At 71.7% G+C, this 14,895-nt stretch carries 17 protein-coding genes; 6 read left to right on the forward strand and 11 right to left on the reverse strand.

Annotation, left to right across the window (positions count from 1 at the left end; all coding sequences use genetic code 11):
- Window positions 1-111 precede the first annotated feature (111 nt).
- The gene (locus AOJ26_RS20315; protein ID WP_053849746.1) at window positions 112-966 is read left to right on the forward strand and encodes a helix-turn-helix transcriptional regulator; all 855 of its coding nucleotides are present in this window, start codon (window positions 112-114) and stop codon (window positions 964-966) included.
- On the opposite strand, the gene era is transcribed toward AOJ26_RS20315, so the two are convergent.
- A complete protein-coding gene (gene era, locus AOJ26_RS20320) occupies window positions 963-1,931 on the reverse strand; it encodes a GTPase Era (RefSeq protein WP_078959976.1) in 969 nt (322 codons plus the stop codon). The genes AOJ26_RS20315 and era overlap by 4 nt on opposite strands.
- Window positions 1,932-2,096: 165 nt before the next feature.
- Here era and AOJ26_RS20325 point away from each other — a divergent pair, with 165 nt between their 5' ends.
- The 3 genes from AOJ26_RS20325 (at window position 2,097) to AOJ26_RS43525 (ending at window position 3,985) form a co-directional block, all read left to right on the forward strand.
- Window positions 2,097-3,416: an ammonium transporter gene (locus AOJ26_RS20325; protein ID WP_053849760.1), complete on the forward strand. Its 1,320-nt coding sequence runs from the start codon at window positions 2,097-2,099 to the stop codon at window positions 3,414-3,416.
- Entirely contained in the window at window positions 3,413-3,751 is a 339-nt protein-coding gene (locus tag AOJ26_RS20330; protein ID WP_053849748.1) for a P-II family nitrogen regulator, read from the forward strand. The genes AOJ26_RS20325 and AOJ26_RS20330 overlap by 4 nt, the downstream gene beginning before the upstream one ends.
- A 63-nt stretch (window positions 3,752-3,814) precedes the next feature.
- The gene (locus AOJ26_RS43525; protein ID WP_159044339.1) at window positions 3,815-3,985 is read left to right on the forward strand and encodes a hypothetical protein; all 171 of its coding nucleotides are present in this window, start codon (window positions 3,815-3,817) and stop codon (window positions 3,983-3,985) included.
- Here the strand turns inward: AOJ26_RS43525 and AOJ26_RS20335 are convergent.
- The 5 genes from AOJ26_RS20335 to AOJ26_RS20355 all read right to left on the reverse strand — a co-directional run bounded on the left by AOJ26_RS20335 (window position 3,951) and on the right by AOJ26_RS20355 (window position 8,264).
- A complete protein-coding gene (locus AOJ26_RS20335) occupies window positions 3,951-4,889 on the reverse strand; it encodes a WxL protein peptidoglycan domain-containing protein (protein ID WP_053849749.1) in 939 nt (312 codons plus the stop codon). The two genes, AOJ26_RS43525 and AOJ26_RS20335, sit on opposite strands and share 35 nt — an antisense overlap.
- Window positions 4,890-4,948: 59 nt before the next feature.
- Window positions 4,949-6,265 (reverse strand): beta-xylosidase, encoded by a 1,317-nt coding sequence (locus tag AOJ26_RS20340; RefSeq protein WP_053849750.1) that lies wholly within the window; start codon window positions 6,263-6,265, stop codon window positions 4,949-4,951.
- 122 nt (window positions 6,266-6,387) lie between these two features.
- Window positions 6,388-6,861 (reverse strand): hypothetical protein, encoded by a 474-nt coding sequence (locus tag AOJ26_RS20345; RefSeq protein WP_053849751.1) that lies wholly within the window; start codon window positions 6,859-6,861, stop codon window positions 6,388-6,390.
- A gap of 205 nt (window positions 6,862-7,066) precedes the next feature.
- Window positions 7,067-7,420 carry a cytidine deaminase gene (locus AOJ26_RS20350; protein WP_053849752.1) on the reverse strand — a complete coding sequence of 118 codons (354 nt, stop codon included), beginning with the start codon at window positions 7,418-7,420 and terminating at the stop codon, window positions 7,067-7,069.
- 28 nt (window positions 7,421-7,448) lie between these two features.
- Window positions 7,449-8,264, reverse strand: coding sequence for a helix-turn-helix transcriptional regulator (locus tag AOJ26_RS20355; protein WP_053849761.1), 816 nt, complete (start codon window positions 8,262-8,264; stop codon window positions 7,449-7,451).
- 167 nt (window positions 8,265-8,431) lie between these two features.
- Here AOJ26_RS20355 and AOJ26_RS20360 point away from each other — a divergent pair, with 167 nt between their 5' ends.
- Window positions 8,432-9,835 carry an MFS transporter gene (locus tag AOJ26_RS20360; protein ID WP_053849753.1) on the forward strand — a complete coding sequence of 468 codons (1,404 nt, stop codon included), beginning with the start codon at window positions 8,432-8,434 and terminating at the stop codon, window positions 9,833-9,835.
- Window positions 9,836-9,953: 118 nt separating this feature from the next.
- On the opposite strand, the gene AOJ26_RS20365 is transcribed toward AOJ26_RS20360, so the two are convergent.
- The 4 genes from AOJ26_RS20365 to AOJ26_RS20380 are packed head-to-tail and all read right to left on the reverse strand — an operon-like array spanning window position 9,954 to window position 13,183.
- Window positions 9,954-10,313: an MmcQ/YjbR family DNA-binding protein gene (locus tag AOJ26_RS20365; protein WP_053849754.1), complete on the reverse strand. Its 360-nt coding sequence runs from the start codon at window positions 10,311-10,313 to the stop codon at window positions 9,954-9,956.
- The gene (locus tag AOJ26_RS20370; RefSeq protein WP_053849755.1) at window positions 10,310-11,617 is read right to left on the reverse strand and encodes a hemolysin family protein; all 1,308 of its coding nucleotides are present in this window, start codon (window positions 11,615-11,617) and stop codon (window positions 10,310-10,312) included. Before AOJ26_RS20370 ends, AOJ26_RS20365 begins: the two co-directional genes overlap by 4 nt.
- Window positions 11,614-12,111 (reverse strand): rRNA maturation RNase YbeY, encoded by a 498-nt coding sequence (gene ybeY, locus AOJ26_RS20375; RefSeq protein WP_053849756.1) that lies wholly within the window; start codon window positions 12,109-12,111, stop codon window positions 11,614-11,616. The genes AOJ26_RS20370 and ybeY overlap by 4 nt, the downstream gene beginning before the upstream one ends.
- Window positions 12,112-12,124: 13 nt before the next feature.
- Complete coding sequence (locus AOJ26_RS20380; RefSeq protein ID WP_078959977.1) at window positions 12,125-13,183, reverse strand: PhoH family protein; 1,059 nt, start codon at window positions 13,181-13,183, stop codon at window positions 12,125-12,127.
- Window positions 13,184-13,434: 251 nt separating this feature from the next.
- Here AOJ26_RS20380 and AOJ26_RS20385 point away from each other — a divergent pair, with 251 nt between their 5' ends.
- Entirely contained in the window at window positions 13,435-14,151 is a 717-nt protein-coding gene (locus AOJ26_RS20385; RefSeq protein ID WP_053849758.1) for an FAD binding domain-containing protein, read from the forward strand.
- Window positions 14,152-14,220: 69 nt separating this feature from the next.
- On the opposite strand, the gene AOJ26_RS20390 is transcribed toward AOJ26_RS20385, so the two are convergent.
- A partial coding sequence (locus tag AOJ26_RS20390) for a carbohydrate kinase family protein (RefSeq protein WP_234358621.1) occupies window positions 14,221-14,895 on the reverse strand: 675 nt, incomplete at its 5' end.

The raw sequence follows: 14,895 nt of genomic DNA on the forward strand, positions 1-14,895 counted from the left end.
TCCTCTCGTCCCGTTCAGCGTGGGACGGCCGAGCGGACGCCGGGAGAGACCTCTTGATCAGGGGATCGACAGTCCCTGGATAAGCCGGACGGGGTGCCGCACGCTGGAGGGGTGAACCGAGCCGAACTCGCCGACTTCCTACGCCGCGGCCGCGCCCGGCTGAACCCGTCCGACGTGGGCCTGACCCTGGGCGCCCGGCGCCGTACGCCCGGACTGCGCCGCGAGGAGGTGGCCCAGCTCGCGGGGATGTCGGTGGACTACTACACGCGGCTGGAACAGTCCCGGGGCCCGCGGCCGTCCCGTCAGATGCTGACGGCGCTGGCCCGTGCGCTGCGCCTGACGGACGTGGAGCAGGACCATCTGTTCCACCTGGTGGGCGAGGAGCCGCCGCGTCGCGAGACGGCGTCGGCGCACGTCCGCCCGGGGCTGCTGCTGATCCTGGACCGGCTGCACGACACCCCGGCGCAGGTGGTCAACGACCACGGCGAGGTGCTGGCGCAGAACGCGATGGCGAAGGCGCTGGTCGGCGACGCGATGTCGCGTCCGCGGCGGGAGCGCAACCTGACCCGCCGCTTCTTCCTGGACCCGGCCGCGCGCGAGCTCTTCCCCGAGGAGGACCTCGCGGACCACGCGCGCACCCAGGTGGCCACCCTGCGCGCGGTGACCGCGGCCCGCCCCGACGACCCGGAACCGAACGCGCTGGTCGCCGAACTACGGGCGGCCAGCGAGGAGTTCGCGCGCCTGTGGGACGAACACGAGGTGTCCCAGCGCGACAAGGCGACGAAACGCTTCGTGCACCCCGTGGTGGGCCTGCTGGAACTCGACTGCGAGGTCATGGTCAGCCACGAACACCACCACCTCCTGGTCGTGCACACGGCCCGCCCGGGCACGGAGGCATACGAACGCCTGCAACTCCTGCGCGTCGTCGGACTACAGGACCTGTCCCCGCAGCAGGCGACCTCCTAGAACCCCAGCTTCCGCAGCTGTCGGGGATCCCGCTGCCAGTCCTTCGCCACCTTGACGTGCAGGTCGAGGAAGACCGGTGTGCCCAGGAGCGCCTCGATCTGCTTGCGGCTCTTGATGCCGACCTCCTTCAGGCGCTTGCCCTTGGGGCCGATGATGATGCCCTTCTGGCTGGGGCGCTCGATGTAGACGAAGGCGTGGATGTCGAGGAGGGGCTTGTCGGCGGGGCGGTCCTCGCGGGGCAGCATCTCCTCGACGACCACCGCGATGGAGTGCGGAAGCTCGTCGCGGACGCCTTCGAGGGCGGCCTCGCGGATCAGCTCGGCGATCATGACCTGCTCGGGCTCGTCCGTGAGGTCGCCCTCGGGGTAGAGCGGCGGCCCCTCCGGAAGCATCGGGATCAGCAGGTCCGCCAGCAGGTCCACCTGCTTGTTCGCGGTCGCCGACACCGGGACGATCTCCGCCCACTCGATGCCCAGCTCCTTGCCGAGCTGGTCGACGGCGATCAACTGCTCGGCCAGCGTCTTGGAGTCGACCAGGTCCGTCTTCGTGATGATCGCGACCTTCGGGGACTTCTTGATCCCCGCGAGCTCCTTGGCGATGAAACGGTCCCCGGGCCCGAGCTTCTCGTTCGCCGGGAGGCAGAACCCGATCACGTCGACCTCGGCCCAGGTGGTGCGCACGACGTCGTTGAGGCGCTCGCCGAGCAGCGTGCGCGGCTTGTGCAGCCCGGGGGTGTCGACCAGGATCAGCTGGGCGTCGGGCCGGTGCACGATCCCCCGCACCGTGTGCCGCGTGGTCTGCGGCTGGTTCGCGGTGATCGCCACCTTCTGGCCGACCAGAGCGTTCGTGAGGGTGGACTTGCCCGCGTTGGGACGGCCCACGAAGCAGGCGAAGCCGGCGCGGTGGGGGGCCTGCGACGACGCCGGCGGCTCGGATGACTGACTGCGAACGCTCATGCGCCCCATTCTCCCTGATCCACGGAGCCCCGCCGCACAGGCGCCCGAGCGCCCGCGTCCCGGTGAGCTTCCAGAAACCTCCACGCAACGAAACATCACGGAAACACCGGCGTACTCGGCCGGAAACGCGGGCCGGTGAACCTCTGACGAGCCCCGACACCGTTGGAGACGACCGTGACCCTCGCCGCCGCACACGCCGCAGAGATCGACACCGGTGACACCGCCTGGCTGCTCGCCGCCACCGCCCTCGTCCTGCTGATGACCCCGGGGCTCGCCCTGTTCTACGGCGGCATGGTCCGCACGAAGAGCGTCCTCAACATGCTGATGATGAGCTTCGTGTCGATCGCCCTGGTGACGGTGGTGTGGCTGGCGGCCGGCTACTCCCTGGCCTTCGGCGAGGACATCGGCGGCGGACTGATCGGCGGCCTCGACCACGCCGGCATGTCCGGCCTCCGCCCCGACAGCGTCCAGGGCACCGTCCCCACCCTCCTGTTCGCCACCTTCCAGCTCACCTTCGCGATCATCACGGCGGCGCTGATCAGCGGCGCGATCGCGGACCGGGCGAAGTTCGCGGCCTGGCTGGTGTTCGTGCCGGTCTGGGCACTGCTCGTATACGTTCCCGTCGCCCACTGGGTGTGGGGCCCCGGCGGCTGGGTCCTGGACAGGCTCGGCGCGCTCGACTTCGCGGGCGGTCTGCCGGTCGAGATCACCTCCGGCGCCTCCGGTCTCGCGCTCGCCCTGGTCCTCGGCCCGCGCCTGGGCTTCAAGAAGGACGCCATGCGCCCGCACAACCTGCCGATGGTCGTCCTGGGCGCGGGCCTGCTCTGGTTCGGCTGGTTCGGCTTCAACGCGGGCTCGGCCCTCGGCGCCAACGGCCTCGCGGCGGCCGCCTTCCTCAACACCCTGGCCGCCGGCTGCACGGGTCTGCTCGGCTGGCTCTTCGTCGAGCAGAAGCGCGACGGCCACCCGACCACCCTCGGCGCCGCGTCCGGCGCGGTCGCGGGCCTGGTCGCGATCACCCCGTCCTGCGGCTCGGTGTCCCTCCTCGGCGCGCTCGTCGTCGGTCTCGCCGCCGGTGTCGTCTGCTCCTACGCGGTGGGCTGGAAGTTCAAGCTGAACTACGACGACTCGCTCGACGTCGTCGGGGTGCACCTGGTCGGCGGGATCATCGGCACCCTGTTGATCGGCGTCTTCGCGGAGCGGGCGATGACCGGGGGCGCCGAGGGCCTGCTGTACGGCGGCGGGCTCGCCCAGCTCGGCAAGCAGTCGGTGGCGGTGGTCGCCGTGGGGGCGTACGCCTTCGCCGTGACGTACGGCATCGGGAAGCTGATCGACAAGGTGATGGGCTTCCGGGCCGACGAGGAGCACGAGCACACCGGCCTGGACCTTACGGTGCACGCCGAGACGGCATACGATCACGGCGTCCTGGGCCACGGTGCCCCGGTCAGCGCGTCCGCCGTCCCCTCCGCCCAGAAGGTCAAGACCCAGGCATGAAGCTCATCACCGCGATCGTCAAGCCGTACCGCCTCGACGAGGTCAAGACCGCGCTCCAGGAGATCGGCGTGCACGGCCTGACCGTGACCGAGGCCAGCGGCTACGGCCGGCAGCGGGGCCACACCGAGGTGTACCGGGGCGCCGAGTACCAGGTCGACCTGGTGCCCAAGGTCCGCATCGAGGTCGTCGTCGAGGACGCCGACGCGGACGCGGTCATCGACGCGATCGTCAAGGCCGCCCACACCGGCAAGATCGGCGACGGCAAGGTCTGGGCCCTGCCGGTGGAGACGGTCGTACGGGTGCGGACGGGTGAGCGCGGGCCGGACGCGCTCTGAGGTGGGCGGCGCGTGGTACGTCCTCGTCGAGAAGAACGAGGGCTGGAGCGACAGCAACACCTGGTGTTCCGGACCTCCGAGACGAGCTGGCTGCTGGAGCTCACCAGGGAGTCGTGGGACGTGGACCGGGACAGGTCCCGCTCCCGCACCGAGTACGCCCGGCTGACCGTCGCCGAGCTCGTCGCGCCCTGGGCCTTGACTAGCCGACCGGTGTCCGCGCCCGCCGCGCCCTGACGAACAGCACGGTCCCCACGGCGGCGCCCGCCCCCAGCACCACTGCGACCAGCCACGGCAGGGCGAAGAAGGACGCGCTGGACGACTCGCGGGTCTCCTTCGCGCTTGCCGTCAACGTCACCTTCCCCCAGTCGAGTTGGGGCGAGCCGTGCCACGGCTCGGTCAGCCGTACCCGCTGTCCGGGCAGCAGCTCCCCGGGGATCCGTACGAGTTCACGGGCCAGCAGGGTGCGCCCGAACAACCCCGTCGCCCGCAGCTCCACCTTCGGGTCCAGGGTGACGTTGCCGGTGTTGCGCAGGGTGTACGAGATCGTCGCCCCGCTGTCCCCCAGCCCCGGCACCAGCGGCTGGTGGTGGCTGACCCGGACGTCCTCGACGGCGATCGCCGGCACGGTGGGTCCTCCCACACGCAGGTAGATCCTCGCGGCGACGGCCCGCTGCACGCCGAGTGCCACCGCCCCGTCGCCCCTGTCGATCCGTTCGTCCAGCGCCACCAGCGCACCGGCGTGGTCGCCCGGTTCGGCACCCTCGGGCACCGACAGGGTGAAGGGCACGGTGACCCGGCCGTGCGGGGGGACGGTCACCCGGGACTTCGCGGGGGTTGCCCAGGCCCCCACCCCGCGCTGCTTCTCGACGACCGTGCGCACGGCGAAACCGCCGTCGCGGGCGGTGTTGTAGGCGTCGGCGGCGTAGAGCCGGAAGGTGAGCGGCTCACCGGTCCTGTTGCTGACGACCACCTTGTCGTCGATGGCCTGTCCGGGGTCGGCGGACAGGTAGAAGTAGGGCCGCGCGGCGATCCGGGAGGCGGCGGGATAGACGGACCAGTGGCCGTTGTCGGCGCCGTACGCGGGCGCCGCGGCGGTGGCCAGGAACAGGCTCAGGAGAAGGACGTAGAGCTTGCGCATGGGTGCGGCCCCCACGGGTGCGAGAGGGACGGGACGGGCGGGTGCGGGCGCCCGTACGGTCAGCTGAGCGTGAGGGTGAGGACGCCGGAGTACGTGCCGACCGGGGTGAACGCCGGTACGTTCAGGGAGAGTCGGGCGTCCACGGTGAACTCGCCGCCGGTGAGCGCGGAGTCGGGGGTGGACGCGAGGGTCGCTCCCGCGGCTCCGACCGTGCCGGCGGAACCGGCCCGGCAGGTGCTCGGGCTGCCCGCCTTGGTGGCGCAGGCCGGGCTCCAGCTCAGCGCGCCGGCGTCGATCTTGGCGCCGGGTCCGGTGAAGTCGGTGACCTTGCCGGTGAGGGACCAGCCGGCGGGTCCGCCGCGGAAGTCCCGCACGGTCACCTTGTTCAGGTCGCCGGTCGAGGCGCCGCCCTTGCCGTAGTCCACCGCCGAGAGGCTGACGGCGTCCCCGGTCTGGGACATGGACAGCGTGCCTGCCCGCACCGTGGTGGTGACCTTCTGGCTGCCCGCGGGGACGGGCGTGTCGTCGATGACGACGTACGCCTTCGGTCCGGCGCCCTTGGCGTCGCTCCACGCGCCACCCTCGTACGCGACGACTCCGGTCGTGGTCTTGTCGTGGACGACGAGCGCCCCGCTGAAGGCGCCCGAGGAGTCGGCGGTGACGGTCGCGGTGTCCGCGGTCTGGGCGCTGCCCGCCCGCCCGGCCAGGGTGACCGTCGCGCCCGGGGTGAACCTGCTGCCGGTGACGGTGACGCTGTCACCGGGCTTCCCGGAGGCCGAACCCAGCGCGATGTCCCGCTCGTTGACGGGATTCGCGTCCGTCGCGGTGACCGTCTCGGAGACCGGCGCGGGCGGGGTGATCACCGTGCAGGGCGTGTCCAGTTCGAGGATGTAGCTGGTGTGGATGTTGTAGTCGCCGGGCGAGAGCGTGATCGCGCCGGGTGCGGTGACCTTGAAGGTGCCGGTCATGGAGAACGACGGGAAGGCGCCGTTGCCGGGCACCGGGTCGTTCTTCTTGGGACCCGCGACCGTGACGGCGCCGGTCTGGGCGCCGCCGAGGGTCACCTTGCCGGTCGGCGTCATGATGTCGGCCGGCAGGGCGATGGCCGTGGGGTTGCTGGCGGCCGGCTTGACCACCGTGTAGGTCACGGTGACGGTGTCGCCCACCTTGGGGCTGGTGTTGTCCACGGCGACCCGGGCCGTCGTGGTGCCGTCGATCGGCGGGATGCCCGCGACCGCGGGCGGGATGCAGTGCGTGGCGAAGTCCACGTCGGTGGCGGCACCGGCCGGGCAGGCCAGTGCGCCGCCCGCGGTGACCGCGAGCGCGGTCGCCCCGAGAAAGGACGCCAGGCGGCGTCTTCGAGTCGTCGAACCCATGGATGTGCCCCCTGTCTTCTGCGCTCACTGGGGGCATTGATGTGTGGATCGCGTGAGAAGTCAATGGAGCCGCCGCAAAAATCTGACGATTCATCAGTTTCCGCGGCGGCCGCGGAAGTTGCTCAGTCGAACACGAACGGCCCGGGGGCCTGCGGGCCGGTCGCCGTGCAGGTCACGGTGATCCCGAAGACGACGATCCGGAGCGAACCGCCGTACGACTCCAGGCTGTCCCCGGACGCCACCGTGCCGTTGAGCGGGCCGACGGTGACGGGGTCGCCGGCCGCGATGGCGGGGTTCTCCGTGCCGGTGAAGGTGGTCGTCCCGCCGTTCGCGTCGACGAGGGTGAGGGTCGAGGTGATCGAGTCCTCGTCCAGGGCGAGCGGGGCGTTGATCGCCGAGGTGACGGTGACGGTGGCGGCGGTGCCGTCCTGGGTGGCGGTGAGCGTGGCCTCACCGCTGCCGTAGACGCCGCAGTCCGCGTCGATGGTCGCCGTGTCCGGGGTGACGGCCAGGGCGGCGGGCGCGAACGCCAGCCCGACGGCCGCGAGCGTGCCGACCGCCAGTGCCGCACCGGTGCCTGTGCGCTTGCCTTTCATGGAATCCGGTTCCCTTCCCGTGGTGGGGGCTGCCATGTGGGGATGGACGGGGGGTGCGTCCCGGCGGACGGCCGGCCTGCGCGGGGCGTGGTGCGGGACGCCGGGCGCGCTGGAATCTGACGGTCCGTCGGAACTTCCGGTTCCATTGATGCGTGAGGGACGAGCAACGGCAAGCCGGAATTCCGGCCAAGTGTTACCGGGGGTATCAGCCGGCGGTCACGGTGGCGCGCACGGTGCCGTCGGCGCCCGCCACCAGGACCGGCGTCTGCGGCCCACCGAGGTCCCGCACGGCCGCCCGGTCCTCCTCGGAGGCCGCTTCCGCCTCCGTCACCACGGCCGCCGCCTCCAGGGACTTCGCCCCCGACGCCACCGCCATGGCCACCGCCGTCTGCAACGCGCTCAGCTTCAGGGACGCCAGCTCCACGGTCCCCGCCACATAGGTCCGCCCGGTCTCGTCCCGTACGGCCGCCCCCTCGGGCACGCCGTTGCGGGCCCGCGCCGAACGGGCCAGCGTGACGATCTTGCGGTCCTCGGGGTCAAGCGCACTGTTGTCGGTCATGACAGGAGCATACGAACCGGGCCCCGCGTCACCCCGCAACGGGGTACATCGCCCCGCGCCGCCCCTCCGGAGACGCCAGCCACTCCAGCTTGGCCGCGGTGTTCGCCTCGCTCAGCGGGGTGTGCAGGACGACGGTCAGATCGGGGCGGGCCGGCACCTTCATCGCCGTGGACTCCACGCACAGCAGCCCGACCAGCGGATGGTCGAGCTCCTTGCGGATCACCCCGGCGTCCTCGATGTCCCGCCGCTCCCACAGCTCGGTGAACTCGGCGCTCGACTCCATGACCCGGGCCAGCACCTCCTGGTACCCCTGGTCGTCGGGCTTCGCCGAGGAAGCCGCCCGGAACTGGGCGACGACCGTGCGCGCGTTCTGTTCCCAACTGTGCGAACGCGACCGGTACAGCGGGTCGGTGAAGAAGTCGACGAGACAGTTCTGGGTGTTCTCCGGCCGCATGCCGAGCACCCAGCCCGCGGCCTCGTTGTACAGCCCGCAGTTGTAGTACGCGTCCATGATGTGCGCCGGATACGGCATCCACGCGTCGATCAGCCGCCTGAGCCCGTCGCACCCGTGGTCGGCGGCCGGTTCCGGCGCGGGCGGGTTCAGCCCGGCGAGGACGTACAGATGCCGCCGCTCGGCGTTGCTGAGCCGCAGCACCCGGCCGACGGAGTCGAGGACCTGCGGGGACACGGAGATGTCCCGCCCCTGCTCCAGCCACTGGTACCAGGAGGCACCCACCCCGGCCAGCACCGCGACCTCCTCGCGCCTGAGGCCCGGCGTCCGCCGCCGCGCCCCGCCGTCCGGCAGCCCGGCCTCGGCGGGCGAGACCCGGGCCCGCCGGCTCATCAGGAACTCGCGCAGCTCACGGTGCCGCTCGCTCTTGGGTACCACCTCGGGCACGGACAGACCCCCCTCGTTGTTGCCTGATGGTGCCACCACGTTGCCTGGTGGTGCCGCCACCAGGACAACTTGCGGCTCCCCACGGCTATTCCGACGGCCGCAGGCTCCTGTCCATGGCGATCGACACCACAAGCCCCACCACCGACGCGCTCGACACCCCCCGGCTGTCGACGCGCGACAAGCTCGTCCTGTTCGTCCTGTGCGCCGCCCAGTTCATGGTGGCGCTGGACTTCTCCGTCCTGAACGTCGCCCTGCCCGTGCTCGGCGCGGACCTCGGCATGAGCCAGTCCGCCCTCCAGTGGGCGGTCACGGCGTTCGCGCTGCCGTCCGGCGGCTTCCTGCTGCTGTTCGGCCGCATCGGCGACCTGTACGGCCGCAGGAAACTCTTCCTGTCCGGTCTCGCCCTGTTCGGCGCGGCCTCGCTCCTCGCGACCTTCGCGTGGGACCCGGCCTCCTTCCTCGCCGGACGCGCGCTCCAAGGGCTCGGCGCGGCGGCCATCGTGCCGACCGGCATGTCCCTGCTGACCACGACCTTCCCGGAGGGCCCGGCCCGCGACCGTGCCCTGGGCATCTCCGGCACCCTGCTCTCGCTCGGCTTCACCGTCGGCATGGTGGCCGGCGGCACCCTCACGGACACTCTCGGCTGGCGCTCCACGATGGGCCTGCTCTCCCTGTTCGCCCTGATCGTGCTGCCGCTCGCCCCCGGCCTGCTCCCGGAGTCCCGCACCCCGGACCGCCCCCGCCTCGACGTGCCCGGCGCGGTCACGGTCACCGGCGGACTGCTCGCCCTGATCTACGCCCTGTCGACGGCCGCCGACCACGGCTTCGGCCGGCCGGACGTCGTCGTCACCCTCGTCGCGGGCCTGCTGCTCCTCGCCGCCTTCGTCAAGATCGAGTCCCGCACCGCACAGCCCCTGGTGTCGCTGCCCATGCTGCGCCGGCGCACGGTGGCGTGGGGCAACATCGGCGGCCTGGTCACCTTCTCGATGATGTCGACGGTCGTCTTCGTGCTGACCCTCTACCTCCAGGAGGTCCTGCACCTGTCCGCCTTCGAGACCGGCCTGGTCTTCGGCGTCCAGGGCGTCCTGTCGGCGGTGGCCGGCACCTACGCCCCCAGGGTCATCGGCCGCTACGGCCCCCGCCGCACCCTGGTCGGCTCGCTCGTCGGCCAGGGCACCCTGATCGCCGCCCTGCTGGGTCTGGGCACCGGGAACTGGTCCGTGTGGCTCGCCACAGCCGCCGTCTCCCTGGCCAGCATGTGCCACCTGGGCGCGATCATCTCGTACGGCATCACGGTCACCTCCGGCGTCCCGGACGAGGAGCAGGGCCTGGCCACCGGCCTGGTCACCTCGACCCAGCAGGTCGGCATCACCGTCGGCATCCCCCTGCTCGGCGTCCTCGCCACCACCTCCGGCGACCTCCTGACCGGCGTCCACACGGTCCTCGCCCTGGACGCGGTGCTGGTACTGGCGGCGGCGGTGCTGGTGGGCCTGGGCCTGAGGATCCGCCGCGCCTGACCGCCCGTTCACAGCAACAGGCCCGCCTCCTGCTCTCAGGGGCGGGCCTCAGGAACTACTCGTTCCACCGCGACTTCGCGGTCCTGGCGAGCGCTGCAAGCCGCCGTCCTGCGTCGGTTCACGGCCGGTCGAGCCGGAGCCGTTCCGCGCGGGGCAGACCGGCCACCACCAGGTCGTACGAGTCCTCGACGAGCTCGCGGACCATGCGGTCGGGGAGCTCGCCGTCGACGGTGACCGTGTTCCAGTGGCGCTTGTTCATGTGGTAGCCGGGGACGATCAGCCCGGGATGGTCCGCGCGCAGCCGGATCGCGTCCTCCGGGTCGCACTTGAGGTTCACGGTCAGGGGCCGCGCGTCCAGGTTCGTCAGGGCGAAGAGCTTGCCCAGCACCTTGAAGACCGAGGTCTCGGGGTTGAAGGGGAAGTCCTCCACCACGGCGTTGAAGGAGAGACAGAGGGCGCGCAGCTCCTGGGGTGTCACTCGGACTCCTTCTCCTCCACGACGGGTTCCAGGGCGCCCACCGGCTCCACCAGAACCGTCACGATCTTGTTCCGGCGCCCGGCGGCGGCCTCCGCGGTCAGACGCAGCTCGCGCCCGTCCGGCAGCTCGACGACCGCCGACGCCCCGGCGATGGGCACCCGGCCCAGCGCCTTCGCCAGCAGCCCCCCGACGGTCTCCACGTCCTCGTCGTCGTACTCGTCGAGCCCGTACAGCTCACCGAGGTCGGTGATGTCGAGGCGGGCGGTGACCCGGTGCCGGTCCTCGCCGAGGTCCTCCACCGGCGGCAGTTCACGGTCGTACTCGTCGGTGATCTCGCCGACGATCTCCTCGAGGATGTCCTCGATGGTGACGATGCCCGCGGTGCCGCCGTACTCGTCGATGGCCACGGCGACGTGGTTGCGGTCCTGCTGCATCTCGCGCAGCAGGTCGCCGGCGTTCTTGGTGTCGGGCACGAAGACGGCCGGCCGCATGGCCGTGGACACCAGCTCGCTCTCCGCGTCCCGGCTGATGTGCGTCTTGCGGACCAGGTCCTTCAGGTACACGATCCCCACGATGTCGTCCTCGCTCTCCCCTGACACGGGGATGCGCGAGAAGCCCGAGCGCAGCGCGAGGGTCAGCGCCTGCCGGATCGTCTTGTAGCGCTCGATGACGACGAGGTCGGTGCGCGGCACCATGACCTCCCGCACCAGCGTGTCGCCCAGTTCGAAGACCGAGTGCACCATGCGGCGCTCCTCGTCCTCGATCAGGGACTCCTTCTCGGCGAGGTCGACCAGCGCGCGCAGCTCGGCCTCGGAGGCGAACGGGCCCCGGCGGAAGCCCTTGCCCGGGGTGAGGGCATTGCCGATGAGGATCAGCAACGACGGGATCGGGCCCATGATCCGGGCCAGCGGGAGCAGGACGTACGCGGCCGCGGTCGCCGTGTTGAGCGGGTGCTGGCGCCCGATGGTGCGCGGGGACACCCCCACGGCCACGTACGACACCAGCACCATGACGCCGATCGCGACCAGCAGGGCGCGGGTGGTGCCGGGGAACTCCTGGAGGCAGGCGTAGGTGACCAGGGCGGCGGCCGCCATCTCGCAGGCCACGCGCACCAGCAGCGCCACGTTGAGATAGCGGGTCGGGTCGGCGGCGATCTGCGCGAGCTTGGCGCTGCCCCGCCGCCCGGTGCGGACGGCTTCCTCGGCGCGGAAGCTGGAGACGCGCGCGAGGCCCGCCTCCGCGCAGGCGGCGAGCCAGGCGACGACGACCAGGGCGATCGCGCCGGAGACGAGGGGCAGGCTCATGAGACGGTGGGCGCGGGGGACGGACCGGTGAGCCCCTTCTCCTGCCGCCAGCCGTCCACGATGGCCGCCTGGAGGCCGAACATCTCGGCCTTCTCGTCCGGCTCCTCGTGGTCGTAGCCGAGCAGGTGCAGCACGCCGTGGACGGTGAGGAGCTGGAGCTCCTCGTCCATGGAGTGCTGCGTCTCGGCCTCCTCACCCTGCTTCTTGGCGACCTCGGGGCACAGCACGATGTCGCCGAGGAGGCCCTGCGGGGGCTCGTCGTCGTCCTTGCTGGGCGGCCTGAGCTCGTCCATCGGGAACGACATGACGTCGGTGGGCCCCGGCAGGTCCATCCACTGGATGTGCAACTGCTCCATGGCGTCGGCGTCCACGACGATCACCGAGAGCTCGGAGAGCGGGTGGATGCGCATCCGCGCGAGGGCGTAGCGGGCGATGTCGAGGATCGCCTGCTCGTCGACCTCGGTTCCGGACTCGTTGTTGACGTCGATCGACATGGTGCTGGTTCGTCTACTTCCGCTTGTTCCGGCCGCCCTTGTGGGTGCCGTTCTCCGTACCGTTCTCGGTGTCGTACTTCTCGTACGCGTCGACGATACGGCCGACCAGCTTGTGCCGTACGACGTCCTGGGACGACAGCCGGGAGAAGTGCACGTCCTCCACACCCTCCAGGATGTCCTGCACCTGCCGCAGCCCGGACTTGGTGCCGTTCGGCAGGTCGACCTGCGTCACGTCACCCGTGATCACGATCTTCGAGTCGAAGCCGAGCCGGGTGAGGAACATCTTCATCTGCTCGGGAGAGGTGTTCTGGGCCTCGTCGAGGATGATGAAGGCGTCATTGAGGGTGCGTCCACGCATGTACGCCAGCGGCGCGACCTCGATCGTCCCTGCGGCCATCAGCCTCGGGATCGAGTCCGGGTCCAGCATGTCGTGCAGGGCGTCGTACAGCGGGCGCAGGTACGGGTCGATCTTCTCGTAGAGCGTGCCGGGCAGGAAGCCGAGCCGCTCGCCCGCCTCCACCGCGGGGCGGGTCAGGATGATGCGGTTGACCTGCTTGGACTGAAGGGCCTGCACGGCCTTCGCCATGGCGAGGTAGGTCTTGCCGGTACCGGCGGGGCCGATGCCGAAGACGATCGTGTGCTTGTCGATCGCGTCGACGTACCGCTTCTGGTTGAGGGTCTTGGGGCGGATGGTGCGGCCGCGCGAGGACAGGATGTTCTGTGTGAGCACCTCGGCCGGGGTCTCCTGGCCGTCGCTCGTCCCGTTCTCGCTCGCCCGCAGCATGGCGATCGAGCGTTCCACTGCGTCCTCCGTCATCGGCTGTCCGGTGCGGAGCACCAGCATCATCTCGTCGAACAGGCGCTGGACGAGGGCGACGTCCGCCGCCGCGCCGGTCGCGCTGATCTCGTTGCCCCGGACATGGATGTCGGCCGCCGGGAAGGCCTTCTCGATCACGCGCAGGAGCGAGTCGCCGGACCCCAGGACCGAGACCATGGGGTGCTGGGCGGGGACGGTGAACTGTGCTCTCGCCTGCCCCTGCGCGGGGCTGTGACCTGTGGGTGTCTGAGTCATGGGCCGGCGCTTAAGGCCTGCGGTTCCTCCTCGTCACGGCCGCACCTGTGGAGGCGGCCTCGCGGATTCAAGGGTACGACGGTGCACCGACAACGCCGTAGGGCTTTTAGGCGATCAGGCGCCCTCGATGCCGCGGTGAGCCCTGCATGCTCCCCCGGTGCCCCGGGGAGAATGCGCCCGCTACCACGTGTGTTCGAAGACCTCGAGGGCGGTGGTGGCCCCGGAGCCCGTACGGAGAAAGCAGGAAGCCCGTGCTGTTGCGTCTGCCCACCTCCCTGCCCGAGGCACAGGAGTGCCTGTCCGACGGGGCGATACCCGTCGGTGGCGCCACACTCGTGTGGGCCGCGTGGCAACGCGACGGCTTCCCCGAGCAGGCCGTGTCGCTACGCGAGGTGCCGGAGGCGAACGTCCTGGGGCCCGGGGAGGTCGGGGCGGCGGTCCTGCTGCACCGGATCGACGAACGGGTGCCGGAGGTGCTGCGCCGGGCCGCGGCGGGCATCGGCACCGGGGCCGTGCGCCGCACCGCCACGGTCGGCGGGAACGTCGTCGGCAGCACCCTGCGCTGTCTGCTGCCCGCGGCCCTCGTGCTGGGCGCCCGCGCCCGGGTGCTGGCGGCGGAGGGGCCGTTCGAGACCGACCTCGCCGAACTGGTCGCCAAGAAGCCGCTGCTGGTCAGCCTGCACTGGGACGGCCCGCTGGTCAGCGGCTACCGCAAGGTGGCCGAGGCCCCCGGCGGCCCGCCGCCCCTGGTCGTCGCCACGGCCGTGCACGCCGGCGAGCGCCCCGTGCTGCGCGTCGCCGTCCGCGACGGCTACGACTTCCTGACCGGGAGCGTGCCCTGCGACACGGGCGTGGACGGTGTGCTCGACGCCCTGCGCGGCACGGCGGTCGGGGCGCTGCCCGCGGAGGCCGGCGAGGTGGTCCGGGAGCAGGTGCTGGAGGTCCTGGAGCGGGCCGCGGACCGCTGAGGGAGGGCCGTCGTACGGGGGGCCGGTGCAGCCGCTCGCCGAGCAGCTCGGCGCCCCGCCGGCCCTCGGTCAGGTCGACCTGCCGAAGCCGATCGTCGGTACCGCCCGTCGCAGGGGCCAGCCGGGGGCCGTCTCCTCCGGGACCAGGTCCGCCAGGAAGGCGTACCGGCGCAGCGCGGTCGGGTCCTGCGAGGCGACCGAGTGGACCTTGCGCCACCAGGCGCCGATCTCGGACCAGCCCGGCGCGGACAGGGAGCCGCCGAACTCCTGGACGGAGAGGGCGGCGGTCAGTCCAGCGAAGGCCAGCCGGTCGGCCAGCGGCCAGCCCGCGAGGGTCCCGGTGACGAAGCCGGCCACGAAGACGTCCCCGGCACCGGTCGGGTCCAGCGCCTCGACCTCGATCGCGGGCACCTCGGCGGCCTCCCCGGTGCGCCGGTCCACGGCGTAGGCGCCTTCCGCACCGAGGGTGACCACGGCGAGCGGCACGTGCTCGGTGAGGGCGTGGGCGGCCTCGCGGGGGCAGGAGGCGCCGGTGTAGCGCATCGCTTCTTCCGCGTTGGGCAGGAAGGCCTCGCAGTGTTCGAGGTCGGCGAGGCCCGCCAGGTCCCAGGCGCCGGTCTCGTCCCAGCCGACGTCGGCGAAGATGCGGGTGCCCTTGGCGGCCGCCTGGGCGATCCAGGGGGCACGCTTGCCCGGCTCCAGGGAGGCCACGGCCGCACGCGCGCGTGGGGGGCAGTCGGGGGC

Source organism: Streptomyces sp. NRRL B-24085, from assembly GCF_001282115.1.
GTDB lineage: Bacteria > Actinomycetota > Actinomycetes > Streptomycetales > Streptomycetaceae > Streptomyces.

Coding starts and splice junctions, on each gene's coding strand:
- era (WP_078959976.1), bottom strand. CDS start 1,931: ATGGGGCGCATGAGCGTTCGCAGTCAGTCATCCGAGCCGCCGGCGTCG.
- AOJ26_RS20330 (WP_053849748.1), top strand. CDS start 3,413: ATGAAGCTCATCACCGCGATCGTCAAGCCGTACCGCCTCGACGAGGTC.
- AOJ26_RS20335 (WP_053849749.1), bottom strand. CDS start 4,889: ATGCGCAAGCTCTACGTCCTTCTCCTGAGCCTGTTCCTGGCCACCGCC.
- AOJ26_RS20340 (WP_053849750.1), bottom strand. CDS start 6,265: ATGGGTTCGACGACTCGAAGACGCCGCCTGGCGTCCTTTCTCGGGGCG.
- AOJ26_RS20345 (WP_053849751.1), bottom strand. CDS start 6,861: ATGAAAGGCAAGCGCACAGGCACCGGTGCGGCACTGGCGGTCGGCACG.
- AOJ26_RS20350 (WP_053849752.1), bottom strand. CDS start 7,420: ATGACCGACAACAGTGCGCTTGACCCCGAGGACCGCAAGATCGTCACG.
- AOJ26_RS20355 (WP_053849761.1), bottom strand. CDS start 8,264: ATGAGCCGGCGGGCCCGGGTCTCGCCCGCCGAGGCCGGGCTGCCGGAC.
- AOJ26_RS20360 (WP_053849753.1), top strand. CDS start 8,432: ATGGCGATCGACACCACAAGCCCCACCACCGACGCGCTCGACACCCCC.
- AOJ26_RS20370 (WP_053849755.1), bottom strand. CDS start 11,617: ATGAGCCTGCCCCTCGTCTCCGGCGCGATCGCCCTGGTCGTCGTCGCC.
- ybeY (WP_053849756.1), bottom strand. CDS start 12,111: ATGTCGATCGACGTCAACAACGAGTCCGGAACCGAGGTCGACGAGCAG.
- AOJ26_RS20380 (WP_078959977.1), bottom strand. CDS start 13,183: ATGACTCAGACACCCACAGGTCACAGCCCCGCGCAGGGGCAGGCGAGA.